The organism is Bordetella sp. FB-8, from assembly GCF_000382185.1.
Classification (GTDB): domain Bacteria; phylum Pseudomonadota; class Gammaproteobacteria; order Burkholderiales; family Burkholderiaceae_B; genus Bordetella.
In genome coordinates this window covers 1451633-1478014 of sequence record NZ_KB907784.1, presented here as the reverse complement: position 1 = coordinate 1478014, position 26382 = coordinate 1451633, and the positions used below count along the sequence as shown (strand labels likewise).

The following is a 26382-nucleotide window of genomic DNA, read 5'->3' as shown; positions in this document are numbered from 1 at the left end:
GCGGGCAAAAGCCGGCCCGGGCGCAGCGCACGCCTCGAAGGGCAGACGGTCCGGGGCCAATAACCGCCCCAAATTTTCCCATATACGGGATATATTCCCATATATGAATGAACCCAAGATCAATCAGAACCGTTCCCTCGCCGAGCATCTACGCACCTTACGCACGGATCGCGGGCTTACGCTGCAGGATCTGGCCGCCCGCAGCGGCGTCAGCCGGGCCACCCTGTCGCGGATCGAAAACGGCGAGGTAAGCCCCACGGCGGAAACGCTGGGCCGCCTGGCATCGGCCTTCGTCCTGCCTCTCTCGCAACTGCTGGCTCCGCTGGAGGCGGACTTTCCGCCGCTGGTGCGCCATGCCGAACAGAGTGTCTGGCAGGACCTCGAACATGGCTACTCGAGGCGCTCGCTCTCGCCCCCCAACCGCCAGCTGCAGCTCGAAATGATCGAGTGCGCGATCGAACCCCGCCAGCGCATTGCCTACGAGCGCCCGGCCTTCGCGGGCCATGAACACCATCTCGTGCTGTTGTCCGGCGCGCTCGTGCTCACTGTCGACGGAGTCCGGCACGAGCTGGCCCCGGGCGACTGCCTGCGGTACCGGCTGCGCGGCGCATCGTGCTTCGAGACTGGCCACCAGCCCGCCCGATACATCATTGCCATGGCATAAGGAACGGCCCCGCATGACACCGCACATCATCGAAATCGACGGTCCCGCGCTCGAACAAAGCGTGCAAGCGTTTTCCCGCATCCTTGCCGACAGCGTCGCCCTGGGCGCGGCCATAGGCTTCATGACACCGCTCTCTCTCGACGACGCGGCCCGCTTCTGGCTGGAAGGCGTCCGCCCCGAGGTCGTTGCCGGAAGAAGAATCCTCTTGGGCGCGCAGCACGATGGCGACATTGTCGGCACGGTGCAGTTGCTTACGTGTATGCCGGCCAATCAGCCTCATCGCTGCGAGATCGCGAAGATGATTGTCCATCCGCGCGCGCGCAGGCTCGGCATCGGCCGGGCGCTCATGAATCACGCCATCAATCGCGCGCGCGAACTCGGCAAGACGCTCATCACCCTGGATACGCGAACCGGCGACGCCGCGCAGCCGCTGTATGCGAGCGTCGGCTTCGAGGTCGCGGGCGTGATACCCGATTACGCATGGAACCCGGACGGCGAGGCCAGACACGCGACCACCTATATGTATCGCAGGATCTAGAGCGGATCATCCGGTACCGCAGCCACTACGCCGTTACGGATATCACCAAGACAACCCAGAGTAGGGAACCGGCTGGGCGCCCGGCCTCTAACGCATCACCTGCGCCTGCGCCTTGCGCAACGCCGCCGGCGCGATGCGCAGCGCCTCGCGGTACTTGGCCACCGTGCGGCGGGCGATCACGATGCCGCGCTCGGACAGACACTGCATGATCTGGTTGTCGGACAGGGGTTTGCCGCGGTTTTCCTCGGCCACCATCTTGCGGATGTGCTCCTGCACCGCCGTGGCCGAAGCGGCATCGCCGGTGTCGGTCGCTACTCCCGTGCCAAAGAAGCGCTTGAGTTCCATGGTGCCGAACGGCGTGAGCATGTACTTCTGCACTGTGGCGCGTGAAATCGTGGACTCATGCAAACCAAGCTCGCTGGCGATGTCCTTGAGTATTAAAGGACGCATGGCCGCGGCGCCGTGGGTAAGGAAGTCCGACTGGTGCGCCACGATGGCCTGGGACACCCGCAGGATGGTGTCAAAGCGCTGCTCGACATTGCGTATCATCCAGCGCGCCTGCTGCAGCTGGGCCTGCAAAGCGGCATGGCCGCCTTCGCGCCGATTGCCCAGCATCTGGGCATAGACTCCATTGACGTGCAGGCGCGGCACCACGGCGCTGTTGAGTACGGCCCGCCAGCCCTGGCCGGTCTTGCGCACCAGCACGTCGGGCACGGCGTAGTCGGCCGCCGGCACGGTCCAGGCGCGGCCGGGGCGCGGGTCCAGCCGCACGATCAGCGCATAGGCCGAACGCAAGGTGTCGGCATCGCACTGCAGGACTTCGCGCAGCCGTGCCGGGTTGCCCGCCGCCAGCAGCGGCAGGTGCTGGGCGCATAGCTGCCGCGCGCAGGACAGCACCCGGGCATCGGCTGCCTCCGGCAGGCGCGAAACATCGGGGTCGCGCAGTTGCAACCGCAGGCAATCGGGCATGTCGCGCGCACCGATGCCAGGCGGATCGAAGGATTGCAGCAGCATCAGCGCGGCGCGCAATTCGTCGGCATCGACATCGAGCTCGGGCGGCAACCAAGACAGTATCTCTTCCAGCGGTGATCCCAGGTAGCCGTTGTCGTCGAGTTCGTCGATCAGTATGCCCACCAGGGTCTGGTCGCGCGCCAGGGCGCGCGTCAACGCAAGCTGGCCCAGCAGATGTTCGCGCAGCGTATCGGTGTGCGCGGCCTGCGGCATGCCGTCGTCGTCATCGGAATACACTCCGCCCGAGCCGGGCATCTCATCGGAGCGCGATTCGGCCGATTCGCCCGGGGCGTCGGCCTGCTCCATCGAATCTTCGCGCTGCGGATCGGCCGCTTCGGCTGCCGGGGTCGGATCGTCGTCGCGTTCGAGCAGCGGGTTTTCGATCAGCGCCTGGGAAATCTCCATTTCAAGTTCGACGGACGACAGCTGCAACAGCCGAATGGACTGTTGCAGTTGCGGCGTCAAAGCCAAATGCTGGCCTTGACGAATTTCCAGGGCGGGACGATTGCTCATAGGTACAATCATATAGGTCAATCGGGCGCAGCCGCCCGGATGCCCAACCTTCTCACGCCAGACATGCCAGCCACTCCCGACCGTATACGCCAGGACCGCCGCCTCATCGGCCAGACCCTTTTCAAGCTGTCGTTGACGCGCCTGGCCATCCTGGCCGTGGGCATCGTCATCGCCGCGGGCATCTGGATCTATGTCGCATCGTGGATATTGAACGACGCCTCGCCCTGGATCCAAAGCTTGGATCAGGGAGTCGGACTGAGCTGGCAGCACATCCTGGGACCGTCGGCCGTCAGCCTGCTCTACGGATTCATCAACCCCTGGCTGTGGCGCATCCTTGCGCTCATCTGGACGCTCATCGTTCTTTATTCGCTCAAGACCTGGATACTCTCCAGCCTGGCCTCCGGCCGACTCTACACGGTCAACAGCCGCGTACTAGCCGAGCTGCGCCCCAATTTGTGCGAGGAGGTGGCCGATGTGCTGCGCTGGGTCTGGCAAGACCGCAGCGAACCCTTCACCGTCGGCGACCTGCAGCGCGCGCACCGCGAGCTGCGCAGCAACCGCATCGGCAAGATCGCCCTGACTCGGGCGCAGAGCGCCATCCTCGACCAGGGCGCCGTCGGCGATGCCGGACTCGAGGAGCCGCCGCGCGCGGCGCGGCGCCAGGCCGAGCCCACACTGAGCCGAACGCGCTGATCCGCCGGCTCCGGGGCGGCCGGGCCGCCCCAGGCAAAAATTTGCGTTGCCGCGAAAAATATGAAAGACTAGAAAGATGAATGCGCAACGCACCTTTTTTGCACACACCACGGCTTGGGGCAACGCCCGCGCCGGGTCTGTCGCAGCGCGTTCTTTCCTCCTGGCTGTCCCAGCCGCTCTAGCGCTATCCCTACACCTAGCGATCGGTTGCCGAGCCTAGTGTTCGTGGTGTTCGGCAGCCCCCGGGCCGCGCTCATCCCTGCCGCGGCGCAGCTTGCCACAAGCCTGCCCCTACTTGTAAAAAATCAGAATCCAGCCCGCACCATCGTGCGCACTGATGCCGGCACCGCCGCCTAGCGGACGTTGCCCTGGCCGCCACCCTGGCCAGCAGCCGGTACAACGGATTCACAAGACCCGAGGACCCCGACATGATGCTTGCCAACCCTGCCACCAAATACATCCCGTTTCGCCCCTTCGCGGACGACTACGCCCAGCGCACCTGGCCCAGCCAACGCATCACGCACCCGCCCATCTGGATGAGCACCGATCTGCGCGACGGCAACCAGGCCCTGATCGAGCCCATGACCGTCGAGCGCAAGCTGCGCTTTTTCGACCAACTGGTCAAGATCGGATTCAAGGAGATCGAGGTGGGCTTTCCCTCGGCCTCGCAGACCGACTTCGACTTCGTGCGCAAGCTCATCGACGATAAGCGCATTCCCGACGACGTCACCATCATCGTGCTCACGCAAGCGCGTGAAGAACTGATCAGCCGCACGGTGGAAGCGGCCGCCGGCGCCAAGCGCGCCATGATCCACCTCTACAACGCCTGCGCCCCTGCCTTCCGAAAGATCGTCTTCAACATGAACAAAGACGAAGTGAGGAACGTGGCGGTCACCGGCACCAAGCTGATCATGAAGTACATGGCCCAGCATCCGGGTACCGACTGGCGCTATGAATACTCCCCCGAAGTCTTCTCCACCACCGAACCCGAGTTCGCGCTGGAAGTGGCCAATGCCGTGGCCGAGACCTGGGGTGCCACGCCCGAGCGCAAGCTGGTGCTCAACCTGCCGGCCACCATCGAAGCCACGCAACCCAATCTGTACGCCGACCAGATCGAATGGATGTGCAAGAACCTGGCGCGCCGCGACAGCATCATCGTCAGCCTGCACCCGCACAATGACCGCGGCACCGCCGTGGCGGCCGCCGAGTTCGGCGTGATGGCCGGCGCCGACCGCATCGAGGGGTGTTTGTTCGGCAGCGGCGAGCGTACCGGCAACGTCGACCTGGTGACGCTGGCGCTCAACCTCTACACCCAGGGCATCCACCCCGGCCTGGATTTCTCCGACATCGACGAAGTGCGCCGCACCGCCGAGTACTGCAACCAGATTCCCGTGCATCCGCGCCATCCGTACGCGGGCGACCTGGTGTTCACGGCCTTCTCCGGCTCGCACCAGGACGCCATCAAGAAGGGCTTCGCGGTGCAGAAGCCCGACGCCGTATGGGAAGTGCCCTATCTGCCCATCGACCCGGCCGATCTGGGCCGCAGCTACGATGCGGTCATCCGCGTCAACAGCCAATCGGGCAAGGGCGGCGTGTCCTACCTGCTCGAACAGGAGCACGGCCTGGTCCTGCCGCGCCGCCTGCAGATCGAATTCTCACGCGCCATCCAGCGCGTCACCGACGAGACCGGCCGCGAAGTGACCTCGGGCGACGTATACGGCATCTTCGACAGCGAATACCTGGCGCAGACCTCGCCCTGGACGCTGATCAGCCATCGCATCGAAAGCAATCCGTCGGCCGGCGAAGGCAAGCACTACACGGTCACCGCCGAACTCGAATACGACGGCCAGCGCCGCACGGTGCAAGGCAGCGGCGACGGCGCGCTGGCGGCCTTCGTCGCCGCAGTCGGCGAGCCCATCCGCATCATGGACTACACCGAGCACGCCATCGGCACCGGCACCGATACCCGCGCCGCCTGTTACGTGGAAACGCGCGTAGGCGACGCGCCGACCGGTTTCGGTGTGGGCATCGACGGCGACATCGTCACGGCCTCGTTCCGCGCGGTGCTGAGCGCGGTGAACCGGCGCGCGGCGGCACGCAGCATGATCGCCGAAACCGCCCAGGACGAAGCGATCGCGTAAAGCCTCACAGCAGCCCCCGGGACGATCTTCCGACGCGGGCCTGCCTCCCCGAAAGCCGACCCTTACCCGGGTTGGCTTTTTTTATTTCCGATGCTGCACTGCAGCTAGTCATGCCGGAATATTTCCCCTATAAATTCAATATATAGAATATTTATTCATCATAAAAAATATGGCCAAGCCAAATCGGCCACCGGAGCAGGCAAGCATGTCCCGCAATTCTCCCGTGTATTTCGTGTCCACCGCCGACACGCCGGGCTATCACCCCGCCAATCACCTGGGCACGCTCAACCGCCGCCTGATCGGCCCGGAAACCGTCGGATCCCGGCACCTGGAAGTCATCCACGGCACGATCGAAAAAGGCAAGGGCGCCTTGCCCCACGCCCATCCCGGCATCGAGCAGGTCTGCTACGTGATCAGCGGCCGGGCCGTGGCCCAGGTGAACGGGCAGTGCAAAGAACTCGGTCCCGGCGATTGCTGCTTTTTCCCGCCGCACGCCATGCACGTCTTCACCGTTGTCAGCGACGAACCCGCGCAGATTCTGGTCATCTATTCCCCGCCCTATGAAGAATCCCCCGAACGCGTGGTGCGCCCGGCCTGAGGGCGACCGCGCCGCGATACAAGCTCAAAGGAAGCGTGCATGAATTTCGATCTGACCGAAGATCAAACATCCATCATCGAAGCCGTGCAATCGGTCTGCTCCCGGTTCGACATGGCGTACTGGGATCGGCTCGATGTCTCCGGCACCTTTCCGCACGAGTTCTACAAGGCCGTGTGCGAGGGAGGGTGGCTGGGTGTGGCCATGCCTGAAGCCGTGGGCGGCGCGGGCCTGGGCATCGTCGAAGCGGCGCTGGTAATGCAGACCATCGCGCAGTCCGGCGCGGGCATGAGCGGCGCCTCGGCCGTGCACATGAACGTGTTCGGCCTGAACCCGGTCGTGGTCTTCGGCACCGAGGAACAGAAGGCGCGCTTTCTGCCGCCGCTCATCGCCGGCCAGGAGAAAGCCTGTTTCGGCGTAACCGAACCCGACGCGGGCCTGGACACTACCAAACTCAAGACCTTCGCCCGCAAAGTGCCGGGCGGCTATTCGGTCAGCGGCCGCAAGATCTGGATCTCCACCGCGCAGGTCGCGGACCGCATTCTGCTGCTGGCGCGCACCCAGCGCCTGGACGAGGTGAAAAAGGCCAGCGAAAGCCTGTCGCTCTTCTACACCAAACTGGACCGCGGCAAAATCGAAGTGCGCAAGATCGACAAAATGGGGCGCGCGGCCGTCGACACCAATATGCTGTTCATCGACGACCTCTTCATTCCCGAGGAGGACCGCATCGGCGAGGAGGGCAAGGGCTTCGAATACATCCTGCATGGCCTGAACCCGGAACGCATCCTGGTCGCCGCCGAGGCCGTGGGCATCGGCCGGGCCGCGCTGGACATCGCCACGCGCTATGCCAGGGAGCGCGAAGTGTTCGGCCGCCCCATCGGCATGAACCAGGGTGTGCAGCATCCTTTGGCGCAGGCCTGGATGCAGCTGGAATCGGCCAACCTCATGATGCTCAAGGCAGCCTCGCGCTATGACGCCGGCCTATCGTGCGGCGCCGAGGCCAATGCCGCCAAGTACCTGGCGGCCGAGGCCGGGCACAACGCCTGCCAGACCGCCGTCATGACGCTGGGCGGCATGGGCTACTCGCGCGAGTACCGCGTCGAGCGTCTGCTGCGCGAATCGTACATTCCGCGCATCGCGCCCGTGAGTCCGCAACTCATCCTGTGTTTCATCGCCGAGCGGGTGCTGGGCCTGCCCAGGTCTTACTGAAAAAATCGCCATGATGAATCCGAATGCCAAACCCACGGGCCCCCTGGCCGGCGTGCGCGTCATCGACATGACCTCGGTGGGCATGGGCCCCTACGCCACGCAAATCCTCGGCGACATGGGCGCCGACGTGCTCAAGATCGAAGCCCCCACTGGCGACGTGTTCCGCTACGCCGAACCCGCGCTGCACACCGGCATGGGTGCGGCCTTCATCAACCTGAACCGCAACAAGCGCTTTCGCGCACTGGACATCAAGCGCGAAGCCGACCTGGCCGAACTCAAGACGCTGATCGCCGAAGCCGACATTTTCATTTCCAACGTGCGGCCGCAGGCGCTGCGCAAGCTGGGCCTGGACTACGCGTCGCTGCGCGCCGACAACCCGCGCCTGATCTACTGCGGCGCTTACGGCTATGCCGAGTCGGGTCCTTACAGCGGCCAGCCGGCCTTCGACGACATCATTCAGGCGCGCTGCGGCATGGCGCAGTTCCAGGGCGCCAACGCGGGCGAGCCGCAATATGTCAACACCATCATGGTCGACAAGGTGTCGGGCCTGACCGTGACCTATGCCCTGGCCATGGCCTTGTACGAGCGCGAGCGCTCGGGCCAGGGGCAGGCCCTCGAAATACCGATGTTCGAGACCATGGTGTCTTTTCTCGCGCCCGAGCAACTGGCCGGACAGACCTTCGTGCCGCCGCAGGGTCCGGCGGGGTATCCGCGCGTCATGACGCCACAGCGCAAGCCCTATCGCACCGCCGACGGCCACATCGCACTGCTGCCCTACACCACGGCCCAGTGGATGCGCTTTTTCACCCTGGCAGACCGGCCCGACCTGGTGTCCGATCCGCGCTATGCCGATCTGGCTTCGCGCAGCGCCAATATCGTCGAACTCTATGCCACGCTGGCCGACGTCGTCAGTCTGCGCACCACGGCGCAATGGCTGGCCTTGCTCGCCGAGGCCGACATCCCGCACAGCGAAGTGCCGCGCTACGAAGACGTGCTGAACGACCGGCATCTGCGCGAGACCGGCATGGTCTTCGAATACGATCACCCCACCGAAGGACGCCTGCGCGCAGTCGGCATTCCGGCGCGCTTCTCGCGCACGCCGGGCAACATCCGGTCATGGCCGCAGGCGCTGGAAAGCGAAACGGCCCACTCGAACAAGGAAAACTGAATGGCCACGCGGCAAAGCGCCGACAACGCCGGCCACGCAAGCGTCAAGACGGCGCTGCGCGTGATCGAGATCATCGAGATCTACGCCCAGGAAGGGCGTTCGCTGACGCTGACCGAACTCTCCAGGCTGCTGGATGCGCCCATGTCCAGCTGCCTGGGCCTGATCCGCACGCTGGTGTCGCGCGGCTATCTGTACGAAACCGGCAAGCGGCAGGGCTACTACCCCACGGCGCGCCTGCTGCACACCGCCCAGCGCATCGCGCGCAACGATCCGGTGCTCGAACGCATGCAGCCCGTCATGGAATCGCTGCGCGACGCCACGGGCGAGACCGTGGTGTTCGGCCAGCTCCAGGACCAGAGCGTACGCTATCTGGATGTATGCGAGTCGGCCAATCCCGTGCGCTACATCACGGCGCCGGGCGATCTGCGCGAGCCGCACATCAACTCCATAGGCCGCGCCATCCTGGGCGCGTCGAGCGACCAAGCGCGCGATCAGGTGCTGGACAAGCTCTCGTTCGCGTCCTCCGCCGCGTCGCGCGAGATGCTGGCGTCGCAACTGCGGCAATGGCGCGAACAAGGGTGGTATCCCAACTTCGGCGAATCTTTCGCCGACCTGGGCGGCATTGCCATTCCGATCCTGATCGGCGACGCGCTCTATGGCTTGTCGGTCGCGGGTCCTCTCTATCGCGTTCAACCGCGCGCCGCCGAGATCGTCGCGGCGCTGCACGCTGCCGCGCGCAGACTCGGTTCGCATGCGCCGCGCGCCGCCGAATCACTCGCACAGTCACAGGAAAGCTCCGTATGACATCTGCCATTCCCACCCTGAGCCAGGGCTATTACTGGCAGGACATCGCGGTCGGCCAGAAATTCCACACCTTCCGCCGCACCATCACCGAGACCGATATCGTCAACTTCATCAGCGCCACCGGCATGCTCGAGACGATCTTCATCGACACGACCTTCTCGCACGGCGCGATCCAGGGCCGGCCGGTGCCCGGCGCGCTGACCTACAGCCTGATCGAGGGTTTCATCATGCAGGGCATGGTGCAGGGCACCGGCCTGGCCCTGCTGGAAGTTCACAAGAAAATGCTGGCGCCGGTCGTGGCCGGCGACACCGTCTGGGCCGAAATCGAAATCACTGGTATACGCCCGACTTCCAAGCACAATCGGGCCGTAGTAGTGTCCTTGATCGAAGTCCGCAATCAACACGACAAACCCGTCATGACCTATACCGCGACCCGCATGTTGGCGGGTCGGCCCGATAACCCCTGAACCAGGGAGCAGCCGTTCGGAACAACGAGTTTTTCTTGTCCGCGATCACGCGGAACAAAAAGGAGAGGAGAAAGAGACATGAAAAAGCAAAACGGAAAAATGCGTAAATTCGTCAGGCAGAGCCTTGCCGGGATTGCACTGCTGGGCGCGGGCATGGCGGCCGGCACTGCCGCACTCGCGGCGGCGGCCGGCCCCGTGCCGGACGCGATCACAGTGGGCACGCTATACGCTTCCAGCGGAGCGTTCGCGGCGATCTCCATGCCGGTCTACAACGGGCTCAAACTTTGGGTGAAGGACATCAACGCCCACGGCGGCGTCTATGTGAAACCCTATGACAAAAAGTTGCCCGTCAAGCTCGTCTCTTATGACGACCAGAGTTCGACCAGCACGGCGACCACGCTCTACAACCAGCTCATCACGCAGGACAAGGTGGACCTCCTGGTCGCCGACTCCGGTTCGGTGCTGACCTCGGTGGCGGTGCCGCTGGCGCGCGAGCACCAGAGACTGCTGTTCGACCAGACCGGCACGGGAACAAACTTCTTCTCGGCGGACAACAAATACAACGTGCTGCTCGACGACCCGGTTTCGTCGATCTGGCCGCACCGGCTGGCGCAATTTCTCATCAACGAAGGACCCAAGCACCACATCCGCCGCGTCGCGATCCTGTACTCGACCAACGACTTCACCGGCGCGCAGGCCGAGGCGATGCACGGTTATCTGGAAGCCGCCAAAGGCAAGATAGACGTCGTCTACTACCTCGGGGTGCCGACCAGCACCACGAACTACCAGGTGCTGATCCATCGCATCCAGGCCACGCATCCCGATGCGGTGCTCGAGCTCGGCTATCCGACCAATGACATCGCCTTTCTCAAGGCGCTGCATTCAACGGGATTCAAATTCCCGGTCGTGTTTTCGATCTATGCGGGCCTGGAGACCGACCTGCTGCAAAAGAATGCCGGCGACGATGCGCTCAAGAATGTCTTTTCCTACGTGCCGGCCACGGGCGTCAAGTACAAGCCCTCGTTCGGCATGGACATGGACGCGTTCACGGCGGCCTACCGCAAGCTATATGGCGCGGACGTCAACGTCGGGTTCAATGCGGTGGCGGGCTACAACACGGGTCTGGTGATCGAGAAGACGCTCAACACCACGCAAAGCATGGATCAGCTCGCCTTGCGCGACGCGGTGTTCGCCCAATCCGGCAAACTGACGACGCTCAACGGTTCGTTCGAACTCACGCCCGAAGGCGCGCAAAAGGGAAATCTGATGCCGATCGGGCAGTTGCAGGCCAAGGGCAAGAGCATCAGCATGGTTTCGGTCTACCCCGCGGACGTGGCGCAAGCAGCGCCGATTTTCGGCAGCCACTGAACCGGGTCGGCTGACCGGATCGGCGGACAAGCCCCCGGCGCAAGGCCGGGGGCGATGCCGTCGACTGCGGGGGCTTGGGCGCCCGCGGTCGACGGCCGCGGCTTCAATCGTGCTTGATCGAAATGGTCTTGAGCACGGTAAAACCGTACAGCGCCTCAAAGCCCTTCTCGCGGCCGTGGCCGCTGGCCTTGACACCGCCAAAGGGCAGCTCGATGCCGCCGCCCGCGCCGTAGTTGTTGATGAAAACCTGGCCGCTCCTGACTTTGCGCGACAGACGCAGCGCACGCGAGCCGTCGCGCGTCCAGACGCTGGCGACCAGGCCGTACTCGGTGGCGTTGGCGATGCGCACCGCGTCGGCCTCGTTGTCGAAAGGCATAGCCGACAGGACCGGGCCGAAGATTTCTTCCTGCGCCAGACGATGCTTTACCGGCACGTCACGCAACAACGTGGGCGCCTGATAGAAGCCGCCTGACGGCGCCTCGGACACCACGACCCCGCGCGCCACGGCGGCGATGCCGTCGCGCTCGGCATCGCGCAGAAAACCTTGCACGCGTTCCTGCTGGGTCTTGCGGATCAGCGGGCCGCAGTCCAGATCCATTGCGGCCGGACCGGCGCGCAGTGCGGCAAAGGCTTTGCCCACCTGGTCGAGCACCTGCTCATAAGCGCTGCGCTCGATCAGCAGGCGGCTGCCGGCCGAGCAGGTCTGCCCGGCGTTCTGCACGATGGCGTTGAGCACCACGGGCACCATGGCATCCATGTCGGCATCGGCGAACACGATCTGCGGCGACTTGCCGCCCAGTTCCAGGGTGACCGGCACATGGCGTTCGGCTGCGGCCTGCGTCACCAGCACGCCCACGCGCGGCGAGCCGGTAAAGGAAATATGGTCCACGCCGGCATGGCGCACCAGCATGTCGCCGGCCTCGTGGCCGTAGCCGGTGACGATGTTCAGCGCCCCCGGCGGGAATCCCACCTCGGCGGCCAGTTCGGCCACACGCAGCAGCGACATGCAGGCATCCTCGGCCGGCTTGACCACGCAGGCGTTGCCTGCCGCCAACGCGCCGCCCACGCTGCGGCCGAAGATCTGCATGGGGTAGTTCCAAGGCACGATATGCCCGGTCACGCCGTGCGGTTCGCGCAGCGTCAGCACGGTATAGCCCTGGGCATAGGGTAGGGTTTCGCCGGTCAGCTTGTCGGCCGCGCCACCGTAGAACTCGAAATAGCGCGCCAGCGCCGTGGCATCGGCGCGCGCCTGGCGGGTGGGTTTGCCGCAGTCGCGCGATTCGATCTGCGCCAGTTCTTCGTGATGATCCTGCACCTTCACGGCCAGCTTGAGCAGCAGGCGCCCGCGTTCGGCCGCCGAGAGCCTGCCCCAGGCGCCTTCGTCATAGGCGCGCCGCGCGGCCTGCACAGCCAGGTCGATGTCCGCCGCGTTGCCGCGCGCGATGCGCTCGTATTCCTCGCCGGTGGAGGGATCGATGACGGCGATGGCCTGGCCCGAAGCGCCCGCGACGGCGCGATTGTCGATGAAATGCGGCTTCAAAATTGTCTCCTATGGTTCTGCCGGTACACGACCGAGGGGTTCAGCATAAAGCCTAATCCCGAGCGGGCGCCTACATCTGCACCGACAGCCCGCCGTCCACCACCAGCACGTGGCCGTTGACAAAGGAGGACGCGGGCGAGGCCAGGAACACTGCCGCCGTGGCGATTTCCTCGGGCTGGCCCCAGCGTCCCATGGGATTGCGCGCGCCCACGGCCGGTCCTATCTGGGGATCGGCCGCCATGGCCACATTGGTCTCGGTCACGAACGTGCCCGGCGCGATGGCGTTGCTGGTGATGCCGTGCCTGGCGTATTCCGTGGCCAGCGCGCGCATCATGCCCGTAAGCCCCTGCTTGGCGGCCGGATAAAGCGCATCGCCCGCGCGCGTCACCTCTCCCAACACCGAGGTGACGGTGATGAGCCGGCCATACTGTTGCCTGACCATGCGCTCGGCCGCGCGCTTGGAAAGCAGCATGCCGGCCACCAGATCGACTTCGAGCAATTCGCGGATCTCGGCCGCGGTCGCCGCAGCCAGGGTCTTGCGCAGGCGCATACCGACATTGTTGACCAGAATATCGAGCCGGCCGAATTCAGCGTCCAGGCGCGCGAACGCGGCCTGCGATGCTGCGTCGTCGGTTACGTCAAAGGACAGCGCGCTCGCCGCCATGCCTTCGGCCTTCATCGCCGCCACGGCCGCGTCGACCGCCCCCGTCTGGCGGCCGTTTACGAGCACGTGCGCGCCGCAGCCAGCCAGCGCGCGCGCCATGCACAAGCCCAGGCCGCGCGCCGAGCCGGTAACCAGCGCAACCTGCCCGGCCAGGGAAAACTTGGAGAAAAACGCAGTAGAGGCAGTCATCATTTGCGCCTAGGACAATTGTTCGGCCGAACTTGCCGGCTCCTGGAAAGACATTGCCCCCGAAGGCTTGCTCGCGCGGCGGCCGCATCGGGGGCTTGCCATGAACTGACCCTACCCGAATTTCGGGGCGCCGCATCAATCCTTGAGCGGCATTTCTATCCGATCGCGGGTCGCCATCAAGAATCCGCTTTCTTTACGGCCTTCTTGACAGCTTTTTTGACGGCTTTTTTTGCCGCCGCTTTCTTTACCACGGCTTTCTTTACCGCGGTCTTGGCCGCGGCCTTCTTGACCACCGTGGGCGGCGCGGCGGTCTTGGCCGCCGTCTTGCGTGCACCCGGCCGTTCGGGACGCGGCTCGAACTCGAAACCCACCTTGCCGTCCGGCTGGCGCACCAGGAACGCCTTGAACTTGCGATTCGTGCGGCTGGAGACGAAACCGTCAAGCAGATCCGTGCGTCCGGCCGACAATAGCTTTTCCATCTGCTCGCGCGAGATCTCCTGCTGCAGGATCACCTTGCCCGAGCGGAAGTCGCAGCTCTTTTCCGGTCCTACCGATTTCTCGCACACATAGCTCATGCCGTGTTCGAAGATCTTCGAGCCGCACTTGGGGCACGCGCCCACCGGCGTATGGCCCGAGAAGTCCACCGCCTGCGCATCGTCCTCGTCGCTCTGGCCGAAGTCGAATTCCAGCTTGTATTCGTCGCTGATGCGCAGAATGGCCGCGAACGGCCGGCCCATCTTGCTGATGAAGCCTTGCAGCGGGCCGATCTCGCGTTTGGCCAGCAGGTCTTCCACCTCGGGCTGCTCAAACGTGCGTCCCCCGGGATGCTTGCCGATCGAGAAATCGCAGTTCGTGCAGGCGTAGCGGCGGTAGTTTTCCTTCACCACGCCGCCGCACTTGGGGCAGGGCGTGCGCAGGGTCGCGTAGTCGCCCGGCACGGTATCGCGCTCGTATTCCTTGGCGCGCTTGACGATGACCTGCGTCATCTGCGCGATCTCGCGCATGAAGGCCTGGCGATCCAGACCCCCTTGCTCGATCTGCTTGAGCTTGTGCTCCCATTCGCCGGTCAGTTCGGGCGAAGTCAGTTCGCTCACGTCCAGGCCCGAGAGCAGCGTCATCAGCTGGCGCGCCTTGGCCGTGGGCACCAGGTCGCGGCCTTCGCGTCGCAGGTAAGTCTCGTTGATCAGACCTTCGATGATGGCCGCGCGCGTGGCCGGCGTGCCCAGGCCGCGTTCGGACATGGCTTCGCGCAGCTCTTCGTCGTCCACCAGCTTGCCTGCGCCTTCCATGGCCGAGAGCAGCGTCGCTTCGTTGTAGCGCGCTGGCGGCTTGGTGGCCAGGCCCAAGGCCTCGACATTTTCGGTGCGCACCTTCTCGCCGTCGGCCACCGGCACCAGGTTCGCGTCTTCGCCTTGCGCTTCCTTGCCGTAGACGGCCAGCCAGCCCGGCGTCACCAGCACCTTGCCCTCAGTCTTGAACTTGTGCCCCTGCACTTGAGTAATGCGCGTAGTGACGCGGTATTCGGCTGCGGGAAAGAACACCGCCAGGAAGCGCTTGAGCACCAGATCGTAGAGCTTGGCCTCGGCCTCGCTCAGTTCACGCGGCACCTGCAGCGTAGGAATGATGGCGAAGTGGTCCGACACTTTTTTGTTGTCGAAGATGCGGCGGTTGGGCTTGACCCACTGGCTCTTGACCACCGTGGCGGCGTGCTGGGACAGCCCGGCCACGACGCGCGAATCGCCCTGTGCCAAGGCCTGCATGGTCTGCTGCACCGTGGCGATGTAGTCCTCGGGCAGATAGCGCGAATCGGTACGCGGATAGGTCAGCGCCTTGTGGCGCTCGTACAGCGTTTGCGCCAGGGCCAGCGTGGTCTTGGCCGAGAAGCCGAAGCGGCCATTGGCCTCGCGCTGCAGCGATGTCAGATCGTAGAGCGCCGGCGACATCTGCGTCGAAGGCTTGGATTCTTCGTTGACCAGGCCCGCCTGATCGCGGCAGGCCGCCACCACGCTTTGCGCGGCGGCAGGCGACCACAGGCGCGATTCGCGTTTTTCGGGGTCGCGCTCGTCTTTCTTGAAATCCGGATCGATCCAACGGCCTTCGTACAGGCCGGCAGCCGCCACGAAGGTGCCATGCACTTCCCAATAGTCGCGCGAGACGAACTTGCGGATGCGGTCCTCGCGCTCGTTCACGATGGCCAGGGTGGGCGTCTGCACCCGGCCCACGGGCGTCTTGAAAAAGCCTCCGTCCTTGCTGTTGAAAGCCGTCATGGCACGCGTGCCGTTGATGCCCACCAGCCAGTCGGCCTCGGCGCGCGAACGGGCGGCGGCCTCCAGCGGCTTCATCTGCACGTCGTCGCGCAGATTGTCAAAGGCATCGCGGATGGCGGCCTGGGTCATGGACTGCAGCCACAGACGCTTGATGGGCTTTTTCACGCCCGCGTACTGGATGATGTAGCGGAAGATCAGCTCGCCCTCGCGCCCCGCGTCGCAGGCGTTGATGATGGCATCCACGTCTTTGCGCTTGGCCAGCCTGACCAGCAGTTTGAGGCGCTCGGTGGATCGCTTGTCGGCCGGACCCAGGTCGAATTCGGGTGGGATCACCGGCAGGTGCGTGAAGCTCCATTTGCCCTTGACCGGATCGTTGGGCGCCACCAGGCCGAGCAGGTGACCGACGCTGGAGGACAGCACGTATTGATCATTCTCGAAATAGTCGCCCTCTCGCGTAAAGCCGCCCAGCGCTCGCGAGATGTCCAGGGCCACCGAAGGCTTTTCGGCGATGATCAGGGTTTTTGTTGTCATGAGTGTTCCGGCTGGCGGGAGAGCCACCAATTAGCGCGGATGATAAGTGCGCGGCTTCAAGGCGTGCAAGTAGCAGGGGTACGACCCTATTATTTTGGCATGGGAAAACGCCTGGCCCAGCGCGCGGTGGCCGCGGCCAGAAAAGCCGGCACGTCAGGGGCCGGCAGAGCGGAAAAGCCCAGGCTGCGCCAAGCTGCATCCAGGGCAGACACGGGTTTGTCGGTGCCCACCGCCTGCGCATGGTTTTGCTTGGACATTTTCAACCCAGTGACCGGATCGACCACCAGCGGCACATGCATCACCCTGGGCAGGGGCAAGCCCAATAGGCGGCCCAGCACGCGCTGGCGGGCCGTGGAACCCAACAGGTCGGCGCCGCGCACCACGTCGGTCACGCCCTGCTCGGCATCGTCCACCACCACGGCCAATTGATAGGCCCACAGGCCATCCGCCCGCTTCAAGACGAAATCACCCACGGCACAGGCCACATCCTGCTCCTGCGGACCCCGCCAGCGATCGTCGAAATGTTCGATGCCCGGCAATACGCGTACCCGCCAGGCCCGGGCCTGACGCCCGGACGCCAGGCCATTGCGGCAGGTGCCGGGATAGGGGCGCTCGCCATCCATCCCGGCACCGCTTAGCGAATCCGCAATGTCGCGCCGCGTGCAACCACAGCCGTACACCAGACCGCGAGCAGCCAGACTATCGAAAGCCCTCTGATACAGATCGCCGCGCCGCGACTGCCAGACCACTTCGCCGTCCCAGTGCAGACCGAGCGCGCGCAACTGAGCCAGAATGCATTCGTCTGCGCTGGCCACGGTACGCGGCGCATCGACATCTTCGATACGCACCAGCCAGCGGCCCGAACAGGCACGGGCGTCCAGCCAGCTGGCCAGCGCGGCCGCCAACGAGCCGGCATGCAAGGGTCCGCTGGGACTGGGAGCGAAACGGCCTACGTACACTGTGCCGCTCAATGCAGGCGGCGGCCGCCTTCGTCGTCGAGCAGCTCGTCCAGGACGAGGTTGTCGATTTCGGCCTCCTGGCTCCACAGAACCATCAAGGCGATGATCTTGGTGCACGACAGGGGAACCGGGGTCTCGGGGGAAGCCAGCGCGCGGTCGATGACGATCTCGCGCAAGGGGGCGGGCAGGATGCCGGCGGACTCCAGGAAGCTGATGAAGCCGATGGATTCGGTACCCAGTTGGCGGTACTCGGACTCGGCGTAGATGCGCACGCCCGTGGTGGACACCTGGGCCAGTTCGACGCAGCGCTCGGTGGTCTCGGCCAGGCCGTACAGCCAGCCCAGCGCATCATCGATGTCGTCGTGCTCGAACCCGGCCGCGGCAAGCCGCTTGGCCAGCACATCGGCGGCGGGGCAGGCTTGGGGGGTGTAGTAATTCTCGAACAGGTAAACCAGGATGTCGTACATATGAGTGCAGGTGCCTGTTTGAAGCCCATTTGCACAGTCGGCCCGCTCATCGGCAGACCAGCAAAGGTAATTTTACTCTACGCCGATTCACCCCCTGCGGCAACACGAGCAGGCCCCACGACCCGAGGGCGGGCCTGGAAGTTCGTGTCGTAAAAGCGACATCTCGCAGACAACCCCATGGGTGCTAAAGTCCTGGTTTTCCCTGCCATGTTTCTTCTTACAAGGAACCGCCATGCAATTTAGCCAGTTCAACGTCAACGCCCTGATGGAAATCACCTCGCGCCCCGAAGTGGTGTTCGTGCGAGGCGAGGGCTCCTGGCTGGAAGATCAAGCGGGCAAGCGATACCTGGATTTCATCCAGGGCTGGGCCGTCAACACCCTGGGCCACTGCGCGCCCGAAATGCGCCAGGCCATCATCGAGCAGTCCGGCAAGCTCATGAACCCGTCGCCGGCGTTCTACAACGAGCCGTCCATCGGGCTGGCCGAGCGCCTGACCAAGAGTTCGGTGTTCGACCGCGTATTCTTCGCCAACAGCGGCGCCGAAGCCAACGAAGGCGCGATCAAGCTCGCGCGCAAATGGGGCAAGGTCAATAAGAACGGCGCCTACAAGATCATCACCCTGGACCACGGCTTTCACGGCCGCACCCTGGCCACCATGTCGGCGTCGGGCAAACCGGGCTGGGACACGATGTTCGCGCCGCAGGTGCCGGGCTTTCCCAAGGCCGATCTGAACGACCTGGAATCGGTCAAGCGCCTCATCGACAAAGAGACCGTGGCCATCATGCTCGAACCCGTGCAGGGCGAGGCCGGCGTCTACCCCGCCACGCAGGAATTCATGCAGGGCCTGCGCACCCTGGCCGACGAGAACCAACTGCTGCTGATCGTCGACGAAGTGCAGACCGGCATGGGCCGCACCGGCACGCTCTTTGCCTACCAGCAATACGGCGTCACGCCCGACATCATGACCCTGGCCAAGGGCATCGGCGGCGGCGTGCCGCTGGCCGCGCTGCTGGCCCGCCAGGAAGTCTGTGTATTCACCCACGGCGACCAGGGCGGCACCTACAACGGCAACCCGCTCATGACCGCCGTCGGCATCGCCGTGTTCGACAAGCTCGTCTCGCCCGGCTTCATGGAAAGCGTGAACGCCCGCGCCAAGCAGCTTTCCGCAGGCTTGCTGGCCCTTTCGGCCAAGTGGGGCTTCCAGGGCGAGCGCGGCATGGGGCTCTTGCGCGCCCTGCAAATGGACGCCGACATCGGCCCGGCCATCGTCAACGCCGCCCGCGAGCTGACCCCGCAAGGGCTGCTGCTCAATGCGCCGCGCGCCAGTTCGCTGCGCTTCATGCCGGCGCTGACCGTGAGCGAGGCCGAGATCAAGCAGATGCTGGAGTTGCTGGACGGAGTGATCGCGCAACTTCGCAAATAAATCTCCTGGCGCTGCGCGCACCTAAAAAAGCGGTTGCGCCGGCAACCGCTTTTTTTCGCCCGAAGCGTAGCGGGCATCGGACCCGATGCACCGTCGAGAAGCCCGGCCGTGGAAACAGCCATGAGCCAGGTGGGCAAAGGCGCGCTCGGGCGCCGAGAGTCCTATCTTATTTTTCTGCCGCGTCGATCGCCGCGAGCTCAGCGCCCTCGGCCACCTGATCGCCCACGGCGTAGAAGACCTCGCGCACCGTGCCGTCGGCCGGCGCGGCGATGGTGTGCTCCATCTTCATGGCTTCCATGACCAGCAGGGCCTGCCCCTTCTTGACCGCGTCGCCGGCCTTGACCGAAATGGCGACGATCTTGCCGGGCATGGGCGCGGCCAGCCCGCCGGCGTGGCCCTGCTCGTCGTCGCCCGCGTGGGCCATGGCATCGTGGCGCTCGAGCACGTAGGTGTTGCCGTCCATGAAGACGTGCACCTGCTCGCCCTGCGTGACCACGGTGCCGCTCAACTCGCGGCCGGCCAGCGTCACGCGCACGGCCAGGCCGGATGCGCTTGCGGCGGTTTGCGTCTGCCAAGCATAGTCCTGCGGACCCGCGCCACAATCGAGCTGCCAGTTCGGCCCCTGTCGCACGAGCGAGATCCGGCGCACGGCAGCATCGATCAGCCATTCGATCGGGAGTGTGTATGCGCCGTTGCCCAAGCGCCAGCCATCGCTGGCGAGCCAGGGATCGACCGCCGCGGCGACGGTGCGCGCAGCCGGCAAGCCTAGCCCGGCCAGCACGGCGGCGCAGGCCAGCGCGAAGACGTCCCCGCCGATTTCGGCCGGCGGGGGCAGCAGCGTGGCGCGGCGGCGTTCGATCAACCCGGTATCCAGGTCTGCCGCGGCAAACGCCGCGTCGCGCATGAGCCGGCCCAGAAAGGCCACGTTGGTCTGCACGCCCACCACGCGCGTTTGCGCCAAGGCCTGCAGCATGCGGCGGCGCGCCTGGTCGCGGTCGGCGCCATGCACGATGAGCTTGGCCACCATGGGGTCGTAGAACGGGGTGATGGCATCGCCCATGCGCACGCCGCCGTCCACGCGCACGGCATCGTTGGCGAAGGCCGTATGCGGCGCAAATTCCAGATACGACAGGGTGCCGATGGAAGGCAGAAAGCCCGTGTCGGGGTTCTCGGCGTACAGGCGCACTTCGATCGCATGGCCGTCGATGCGCAGATCTTCCTGACGCAGCGGCAACGGCTCACCCGCCGCCACGCGCAATTGCCACTCCACCAGATCCAGCCCGGTGATCATCTCGGTGACCGGATGCTCGACCTGCAGGCGGGTGTTCATTTCCATGAAGTAGAAGCGGCCGTCGGGTTCGGCGATGAACTCCACCGTGCCGGCGCCCACATAGCCCACGGCCTGAGCCGCGGCCACGGCGGCCTCGCCCATGGCCTTGCGGCGTTCGGGCGTCATGCCGGGCGCGGGCGCTTCCTCGATCACTTTCTGATGGCGCCGCTGCACCGAGCAATCGCGCTCGAACAGATAGACGCAATGGCCGTGCTTGTCGGCGAAGACCTGGATCTCGATGTGGCGCGGCTTTTGCAGATAGCGCTCGATGAGCACGCGATCGTCGCCGAAGCTGGACTTGGCTTCGCGCTGACAAGAGGCCAAGGCCTCGATGAAGGCATCGGACGACTCGACCACGCGCATGCCCTTGCCGCCGCCGCCCGCGCTGGCCTTGATGAGCACGGGGTAGCCGATCTTGTCGGCTTGCACCTTGAGAAACTGCGGATCCTGATTGTCGCCGTGATAGCCGGGCACCAGCGGCACGCCGGCCTTTTCCATCAGCGACTTGGCGGCCGACTTGCTGCCCATGGCGGCGATCGCCGAGGCCGGCGGACCGACGAAGGAAATGCCGGCTTTTTCTGCGGCCTGCGCGAATTCTTCGTTCTCGGACAGGAAGCCGTAGCCCGGATGGATGGCCTGCGCCCCCGTGTCCTTGGCAGCTTGCAAGATGACCTCGGCGCGCAGATAGCTGGCGCGCGGCTCAGGGCCGCCGATGTGGATGGCCATGTCGCAGGCGGCCACGTGCTTGGCCTGCGCGTCGGCATCGGAATACACGGCCACCGTGCGTATGCCCAGCTTGCGGGCGGTGGCGGCGACGCGGCAGGCGATCTCGCCGCGGTTGGCGATCAACAGGGTGCTGAACATTTTTTTATCTCGTCCGTTCACATCCGGAACACGCCAAAGCGCGTGTCTTCAATCGGCGCATTGAGCGCGGCCGATAGCGCCAGGCCCAACACGCGACGCGTGTCCGACGGCACGATGATGCCGTCGTCCCACAGACGCGCCGTGGCGTAATAAGGATGGCCTTCGCGCTCGTACTGCGCGCGGATGGGTGCCTTGAAGGCTTCCTCTTCGTCGCCCGACCACTGGCCGCCCTTGGCCTCGATGCCTTCGCGGCGCACCGTGGCCAGCACGCTGGCCGCCTGCTCGCCACCCATCACCGAGATGCGCGCGTTGGGCCACATGAACAGCATGCGCGGCGAAAAGCCCCGCCCGCACATGCCGTAGTTGCCGGCGCCGAATGAGCCGCCGATGAGTACGGTGAACTTGGGCACGGCCGCGGTGGCCACGGCCGTCACCATCTTGGCACCGTGGCGCGCGATGCCTTCGTTCTCGTATTTGCGTCCCACCATGAAGCCGGTGATGTTCTGCAGGAACACCAGCGGGATCTTGCGCTGCGCGCACAGCTCGATGAAGTGCGCGCCCTTCTGCGCCGACTCGGAAAACAGAATGCCGTTGTTGGCAACGATGCCCACCGGCATGCCGTGGAGGTGGGCAAAACCCGTGATCAGCGTGGTGCCGTAGCGCGCCTTGAATTCGTCGAACTCGGAGCCGTCGACGATGCGCGCAATGATCTCGCGCACGTCGAAAGGCTTGCGCGTATCGGCGGGAATGATGCCGTTCAGTTCGGCCGGGTCGTACAGCGGCTCGCGCACGGGCGCCAGCGCCAGCGGCTGGGGCTTCTTGCGGTTCAGACGCGCCACGGCCTGGCGCGCCAGCTGCAAGGCATGCAGATCGTTGGCGGCCAGGTGATCGACCACCCCCGACAAGCGCGTGTGCACGTCGCCGCCGCCCAGATCCTCGGCGCTGACGACCTCGCCCGTGGCGGCCTTCACCAGCGGCGGGCCGCCCAGAAAGATGGTGCCCTGATTGCGCACGATGATGGACTCGTCGCTCATCGCGGGCACATACGCGCCGCCCGCGGTGCACGAGCCCATGACCACCGCGATCTGCGCGATGCCCATCGACGACATGACAGCCTGGTTGTAGAAGATGCGGCCGAAGTGGTCGCGGTCGGGAAAGACCTCGTCCTGGCGCGGCAGGTTGGCGCCGCCCGAATCGACCAGATAGACGCAGGGCAATCGGTTCTGCTGCGCGATCTCTTGCGCGCGCAGATGCTTTTTCACCGTCATCGGGTAGTAAGTGCCGCCCTTGACGGTGGCATCGTTGCAGACGATGACGCACTCGGTGCCTTCGATGCGGCCGATGCCGGTGATGATGCCGGCGCCGGGCGCCTCGTTCTCATACATGCCGTGCGCGGCCAGGGGTGACAGCTCCAGAAAGGGGCTGCCCGGGTCGATGAGACGCTCGACGCGCTCACGCGGCAAAAGCTTGCCGCGGGCCACGTGCTTGGCGCGGGCGGCTTCGCTGCCGCCCAGCGCCGTCCTGGCCGTGACGCTCGCCAGGTCGTCGATCTGGACCTGCATGGCCCGGGCGTTGTCGGTGAAATCCTGCGACCGCGCGTTGGCGCGGGAATCGATGATGGGCATGCACTACCCCGAAGAGGTTGTCTCTAAAACGGCGATCAGGCGTCAGACCATTTCGATGGCCATCGCCACCGCTTCGCCGCCGCCGATGCACAGCGTGGCCACGCCGCGCTTGCCGCCGGTTTTCTTGAGCGCGCCGATCAGCGTCACCAGCAGGCGCGCACCCGAAGCGCCGATGGGATGGCCCAGGGCCGTCGCGCCGCCATGCATATTGACCTTGGCATGCGGCAGGTTGAATTCCTTCATGGCGGCCATGGTCACCACGGCAAAGGCTTCGTTGATCTCGTACAGATCCACGTCCTCGGCCTTCCAGCCCGTCTTCTTGAACAGGTTCTGCAGCGCGCCGACCGGCGCGGTGGTGAACCAGCCGGGCTCCTGCGCGTGCTGCGAGTGCGCCACGACGCGGGCCAGCGGCTTGCAGCCGAGCTTGGCGGCGGTGGAAGCGCGCATCATCACCAAGGCAGCCGCGCCGTCGGAGATCGACGAGGCGTTGGCGGCGGTGATGGTGCCGTCTTTCTTGAAGGCGGGCTTGAGCGTCGGAATCTTCTCGGGCGAGGCCTTGGCCGGCGCTTCGTCGGTGTCGATCACGGTGTCGCCCTTGCGGCCGGCCACGGTGACGGGCGCGATTTCCCACTTGAAGCTGCCGTCCTCGGTGGCGGCGCGCGCGCGGCGCAGCGATTCGATCGAGAAGGCATCCTGCTCTTCGCGCGTGAAGTGATACTTGGCAGCGCAGTCTTCGGCAAAAACACCCATGGCGGTGCCGCGCTGGTAGGCGTCTTCCAGGCCGTCGAGCGCCATGTGGTCGTAAATGGTGCTGTGGCCGTAGCGATAACCCTGGCGGCCCTTGAGCATCAGGTAGGGCGCGTTGCTCATGCTTTCCTGGCCGCCCGCGACCACGACCTCGGCCGAGCCGACCGCGAGCAGATCGTGACCGAACATGGCGGCCTTCATGCCCGAGCCGCACACCTTGTGGATGGTGGTGCAGGCCACGCGCTTGTCCAGGCCGGCGTTGAGCGCGGCCTGACGCGCCGGAGCCTGACCCTGGCCCGCTTGCAGCACGTTGCCCATGATGACTTCGTCGATCTGGTCGGGCGAGATGCCGGCGCGCTCGACGGCGGCCTTGATGGCGACGGAGCCCAATTGGTGCGCGGCCAGGCCGGACAGGCTGCCCAACATGCCGCCCATGGGGGTGCGGGCGACGGAAACGATAACGATAGGATCGGACATGATGTGACTCCTCGATGTGTATTGGGTTAAAGCCTCAAGCCGTTTCGTTGAACAGTTCTCTGCCGATCAGCATGCGGCGAATTTCGCTGGTGCCGGCGCCGATCTCGTAGAGCTTGGCGTCGCGCCAGAGACGGCCCGTGGGGAATTCGTTGATGTAGCCGTTGCCGCCCAGGATCTGCACGCCTTCGCCGGCCATCCAGGTGGCCTTCTCGGCGGTGTAGAGGATCAGCGCGGCGCAATCCTTGCGGACCTGGCGCACGTGTGCGGTGCCCAGGCGATCCAGATTCTTGCCCACCGCGTAGGCGAACGCGCGGCTGGCCTGCAGCACGGTATACATATCGGCGATCTTGCCCTGCATGAGCTGGAATTCGCCTATGGCCTGCCCGAACTGCTTGCGGTCGTGCAGATAGGGCACGGCCACGTCCATGACGGCCTGCATGATGCCCAGCGGCCCGCCCGACAGCACGGCGCGTTCGTAATCGAGGCCGCTCATCAGCACTTTGACGCCGCCGTTGAGTTGGCCGAGCACGTTTTCCTCGGGCACTTCGCAGTCCTGGAAAACCAGCTCACCGGTGTGGCTGCCGCGCATGCCCAGTTTGTCCAGCTTCTGCGCGATGGAAAAGCCCTTGAAGCCCTTTTCAATGAGAAAGGCGGTGATACCGCGCTGGTGCGCCTCGGGATCGGTCTTGGCGTAGACCACCAGGGTGTCGGCGTCGGGGCCGTTGGTGATCCACATCTTGCTGCCGTTGAGCACATAGCGGTCGCCCTTCTTTTCGGCGCGCAGCTTCATGCCGACCACGTCGGAACCGGCGCCCGGCTCGCTCATGGCCAGCGCGCCAATGTGCTCGCCGCTGACGAGCTTGGGCAGGTACTTGCGCTTTTGCGCCTCGTTGCCGTTGCGGTGGATCTGATTGACGCACAGATTGGAGTGGGCGCCATAGGACAGACCGATGGACGCGCTGGCGCGCGAGATCTCTTCCATGGCCACCAGGTGGGCCAGGTAGCCCATATTGGTGCCGCCGTACTCCTCGCTCACCGTCATGCCCAGCACGCCCAGTTCGCCGAACTTGCGCCACAAGTCCATGGGGAACTGGTCGGTGCGGTCGGTTTCGGCGGCGCGCGGCGCAATCTCGGCCTGCGAGAAAGCCGCCACGGCCTCGCGCAGCATGTCGATGTCTTCGCCCAGATCGAAATTCAGGCCGGGGATGTTCACGGGTTGTCTCCTCGCTCGTGTTTAGGCTTGCTTGACCAGCAGCAGCTCTTTGCAGAGCCGCTCCTGCTCGGTGATTTCCTGCAGGGTTTCTTCGATGTCCAGGCGCTGCTGCTCGAGCGAAGCGCGGTGACGGGCCAGCACGTTCTGATATTCGCGCAATTGGTGCTCGGTATCGCCTGGGGTGTCGTACATGTCGATGAGCGCGCAGATCTCGGCCAGTTGCAGGCCCAGGCGTTTGCCGCGCAGGGCGAGCTTGAGCCGCGTGCGGTCGCGCGCGCCGTAGATGCGGTTGCGTCCCTCGCGGGCCGGGCTGACGATGCCCTGGTCTTCGTAGAAACGTATCGTCCGCGGCGTGATCTCGAACTCCCGGGAGAGTTCGGAAATGGTCCAGGTGAGCGGCATGTGGAATTCTGCAGTTTACGTAAACGTAAAGTAGCCGCCTTGGGCATCGACGTCAAGCCCGGCCATCCCGATGTTGATCGACAAACAAAAACGCTTCTGCGACAAACATAACGCTTGTGACAAAGATAGCGCTTCTGGGTAACACGTACAGCGGGCTGTCGCCGACGGCTTGACCGGCGCCATCACAGATAACTCCTCGCTACAAAAGGAGTTTTCTCAGGAACGTTAACTTTGTCGTAACGACGGACGAGGTCGCGCACCCCATGCATGTAACAGGAAGAGCGCCTTGTTCCACTGCCAACGCTCGTTGAATTGCTCAAGAAATGAGCAATTCATGGGGTTTCGACAAAATTAGCGCTTATCAAATTCGAAAGCGACAAAGTTAATGCGTCTGGCGGTGTCGACAGGGTTTAGCGCCTGTTAACACAAACCACGAAGACCATCGACAACCAGCACGAAGCTGAGAAAGCCGAGGAACATCGCATCGAGTTTTTCGAAGCGAGAAAATATCCT

At 64.8% G+C, this 26382-nt stretch carries 22 protein-coding genes and 1 pseudogene; 11 read left to right on the top strand and 12 right to left on the bottom strand.

Annotated elements, in window-relative coordinates:
* The first annotated feature begins 103 nt into the window (after positions 1–103).
* Both H143_RS0107050 and H143_RS0107045 read left to right on the top strand, forming a co-directional pair.
* On the top strand, positions 104–664 hold the full coding sequence (locus tag H143_RS0107050; protein ID WP_019937529.1) for a helix-turn-helix domain-containing protein: 561 nt from the start codon (positions 104–106) through the stop codon (positions 662–664).
* Positions 665–677: 13 nt separating this feature from the next.
* The gene (locus tag H143_RS0107045) at positions 678–1202 is read left to right on the top strand and encodes a GNAT family N-acetyltransferase (protein ID WP_019937528.1); all 525 of its coding nucleotides are present in this window, start codon (positions 678–680) and stop codon (positions 1200–1202) included.
* A gap of 87 nt (positions 1203–1289) precedes the next feature.
* Here H143_RS0107045 and rpoN read toward each other — a convergent pair whose 3' ends face one another.
* Positions 1290–2726: an RNA polymerase factor sigma-54 gene (gene rpoN / locus H143_RS0107040; protein WP_019937527.1), complete on the bottom strand. Its 1437-nt coding sequence runs from the start codon at positions 2724–2726 to the stop codon at positions 1290–1292.
* A 63-nt stretch (positions 2727–2789) separates the two neighbouring features.
* Here rpoN and H143_RS21360 point away from each other — a divergent pair, with 63 nt between their 5' ends.
* From H143_RS21360 to H143_RS0106995, 8 genes are all read left to right on the top strand, one after another.
* On the top strand, positions 2790–3419 hold the full coding sequence (locus tag H143_RS21360) for a hypothetical protein (protein WP_081627120.1): 630 nt from the start codon (positions 2790–2792) through the stop codon (positions 3417–3419).
* A 428-nt stretch (positions 3420–3847) separates the two neighbouring features.
* Positions 3848–5560 (top strand): 2-isopropylmalate synthase, encoded by a 1713-nt coding sequence (leuA, locus tag H143_RS0107025; RefSeq protein WP_019937524.1) that lies wholly within the window; start codon positions 3848–3850, stop codon positions 5558–5560.
* A gap of 205 nt (positions 5561–5765) precedes the next feature.
* Positions 5766–6158, top strand: coding sequence for a cupin domain-containing protein (locus tag H143_RS0107020; RefSeq protein WP_019937523.1), 393 nt, complete (start codon positions 5766–5768; stop codon positions 6156–6158).
* Between the two features lie 39 nt (positions 6159–6197).
* On the top strand, positions 6198–7364 hold the full coding sequence (locus H143_RS0107015) for an acyl-CoA dehydrogenase family protein (RefSeq protein ID WP_019937522.1): 1167 nt from the start codon (positions 6198–6200) through the stop codon (positions 7362–7364).
* Positions 7365–7374: 10 nt separating this feature from the next.
* Entirely contained in the window at positions 7375–8532 is a 1158-nt protein-coding gene (locus H143_RS0107010) for a CaiB/BaiF CoA-transferase family protein (RefSeq protein WP_019937521.1), read from the top strand.
* Entirely contained in the window at positions 8533–9336 is an 804-nt protein-coding gene (locus tag H143_RS20155; RefSeq protein ID WP_019937520.1) for an IclR family transcriptional regulator, read from the top strand.
* Positions 9333–9803: a MaoC family dehydratase gene (locus H143_RS0107000; RefSeq protein WP_019937519.1), complete on the top strand. Its 471-nt coding sequence runs from the start codon at positions 9333–9335 to the stop codon at positions 9801–9803. The genes H143_RS20155 and H143_RS0107000 overlap by 4 nt, the downstream gene beginning before the upstream one ends.
* A 78-nt stretch (positions 9804–9881) precedes the next feature.
* The gene (locus H143_RS0106995) at positions 9882–11171 is read left to right on the top strand and encodes an amino acid ABC transporter substrate-binding protein (RefSeq protein ID WP_019937518.1); all 1290 of its coding nucleotides are present in this window, start codon (positions 9882–9884) and stop codon (positions 11169–11171) included.
* A 103-nt stretch (positions 11172–11274) separates the two neighbouring features.
* Here the strand turns inward: H143_RS0106995 and H143_RS0106990 are convergent, their stop codons facing one another.
* From H143_RS0106990 to H143_RS0106970, 5 genes are all read right to left on the bottom strand, one after another.
* A complete protein-coding gene (locus tag H143_RS0106990) occupies positions 11275–12711 on the bottom strand; it encodes an aldehyde dehydrogenase family protein (protein ID WP_019937517.1) in 1437 nt (478 codons plus the stop codon).
* A gap of 70 nt (positions 12712–12781) precedes the next feature.
* Positions 12782–13567 (bottom strand): SDR family oxidoreductase, encoded by a 786-nt coding sequence (locus tag H143_RS0106985; protein WP_019937516.1) that lies wholly within the window; start codon positions 13565–13567, stop codon positions 12782–12784.
* A 173-nt stretch (positions 13568–13740) separates the two neighbouring features.
* Positions 13741–16362, bottom strand: coding sequence for a DNA topoisomerase III (locus H143_RS0106980; protein ID WP_019937515.1), 2622 nt, complete (start codon positions 16360–16362; stop codon positions 13741–13743).
* Between the two features lie 89 nt (positions 16363–16451).
* A complete protein-coding gene (gluQRS, locus tag H143_RS0106975) occupies positions 16452–17333 on the bottom strand; it encodes a tRNA glutamyl-Q(34) synthetase GluQRS (protein WP_155803344.1) in 882 nt (293 codons plus the stop codon).
* Positions 17330–17788, bottom strand: coding sequence for a DUF494 family protein (locus H143_RS0106970; RefSeq protein ID WP_019937513.1), 459 nt, complete (start codon positions 17786–17788; stop codon positions 17330–17332). The genes gluQRS and H143_RS0106970 overlap by 4 nt, the downstream gene beginning before the upstream one ends.
* A 232-nt stretch (positions 17789–18020) precedes the next feature.
* Between H143_RS0106970 and H143_RS0106965 the strand changes: the two genes are divergently transcribed.
* Positions 18021–19211: an acetylornithine transaminase gene (locus tag H143_RS0106965; RefSeq protein ID WP_019937512.1), complete on the top strand. Its 1191-nt coding sequence runs from the start codon at positions 18021–18023 to the stop codon at positions 19209–19211.
* 166 nt (positions 19212–19377) lie between these two features.
* Here the strand turns inward: H143_RS0106965 and H143_RS0106960 are convergent, their stop codons facing one another.
* The 6 genes and pseudogenes from H143_RS0106960 to H143_RS22395 all read right to left on the bottom strand — a co-directional run.
* Complete coding sequence (locus H143_RS0106960; protein ID WP_019937511.1) at positions 19378–21405, bottom strand: acetyl/propionyl/methylcrotonyl-CoA carboxylase subunit alpha; 2028 nt, start codon at positions 21403–21405, stop codon at positions 19378–19380.
* Positions 21406–21422: 17 nt separating this feature from the next.
* Complete coding sequence (locus tag H143_RS0106955) at positions 21423–23030, bottom strand: carboxyl transferase domain-containing protein (protein WP_019937510.1); 1608 nt, start codon at positions 23028–23030, stop codon at positions 21423–21425.
* A 42-nt stretch (positions 23031–23072) separates the two neighbouring features.
* Complete coding sequence (locus H143_RS0106950; RefSeq protein WP_019937509.1) at positions 23073–24254, bottom strand: acetyl-CoA C-acetyltransferase; 1182 nt, start codon at positions 24252–24254, stop codon at positions 23073–23075.
* A gap of 34 nt (positions 24255–24288) precedes the next feature.
* The gene (locus H143_RS0106945; RefSeq protein ID WP_019937508.1) at positions 24289–25467 is read right to left on the bottom strand and encodes an isovaleryl-CoA dehydrogenase; all 1179 of its coding nucleotides are present in this window, start codon (positions 25465–25467) and stop codon (positions 24289–24291) included.
* A gap of 21 nt (positions 25468–25488) precedes the next feature.
* Complete coding sequence (locus H143_RS0106940; protein ID WP_019937507.1) at positions 25489–25869, bottom strand: MerR family DNA-binding transcriptional regulator; 381 nt, start codon at positions 25867–25869, stop codon at positions 25489–25491.
* A gap of 420 nt (positions 25870–26289) precedes the next feature.
* Positions 26290–26382 (bottom strand): annotated as a pseudogene (locus tag H143_RS22395) (IS5/IS1182 family transposase); the annotation flags it as partial.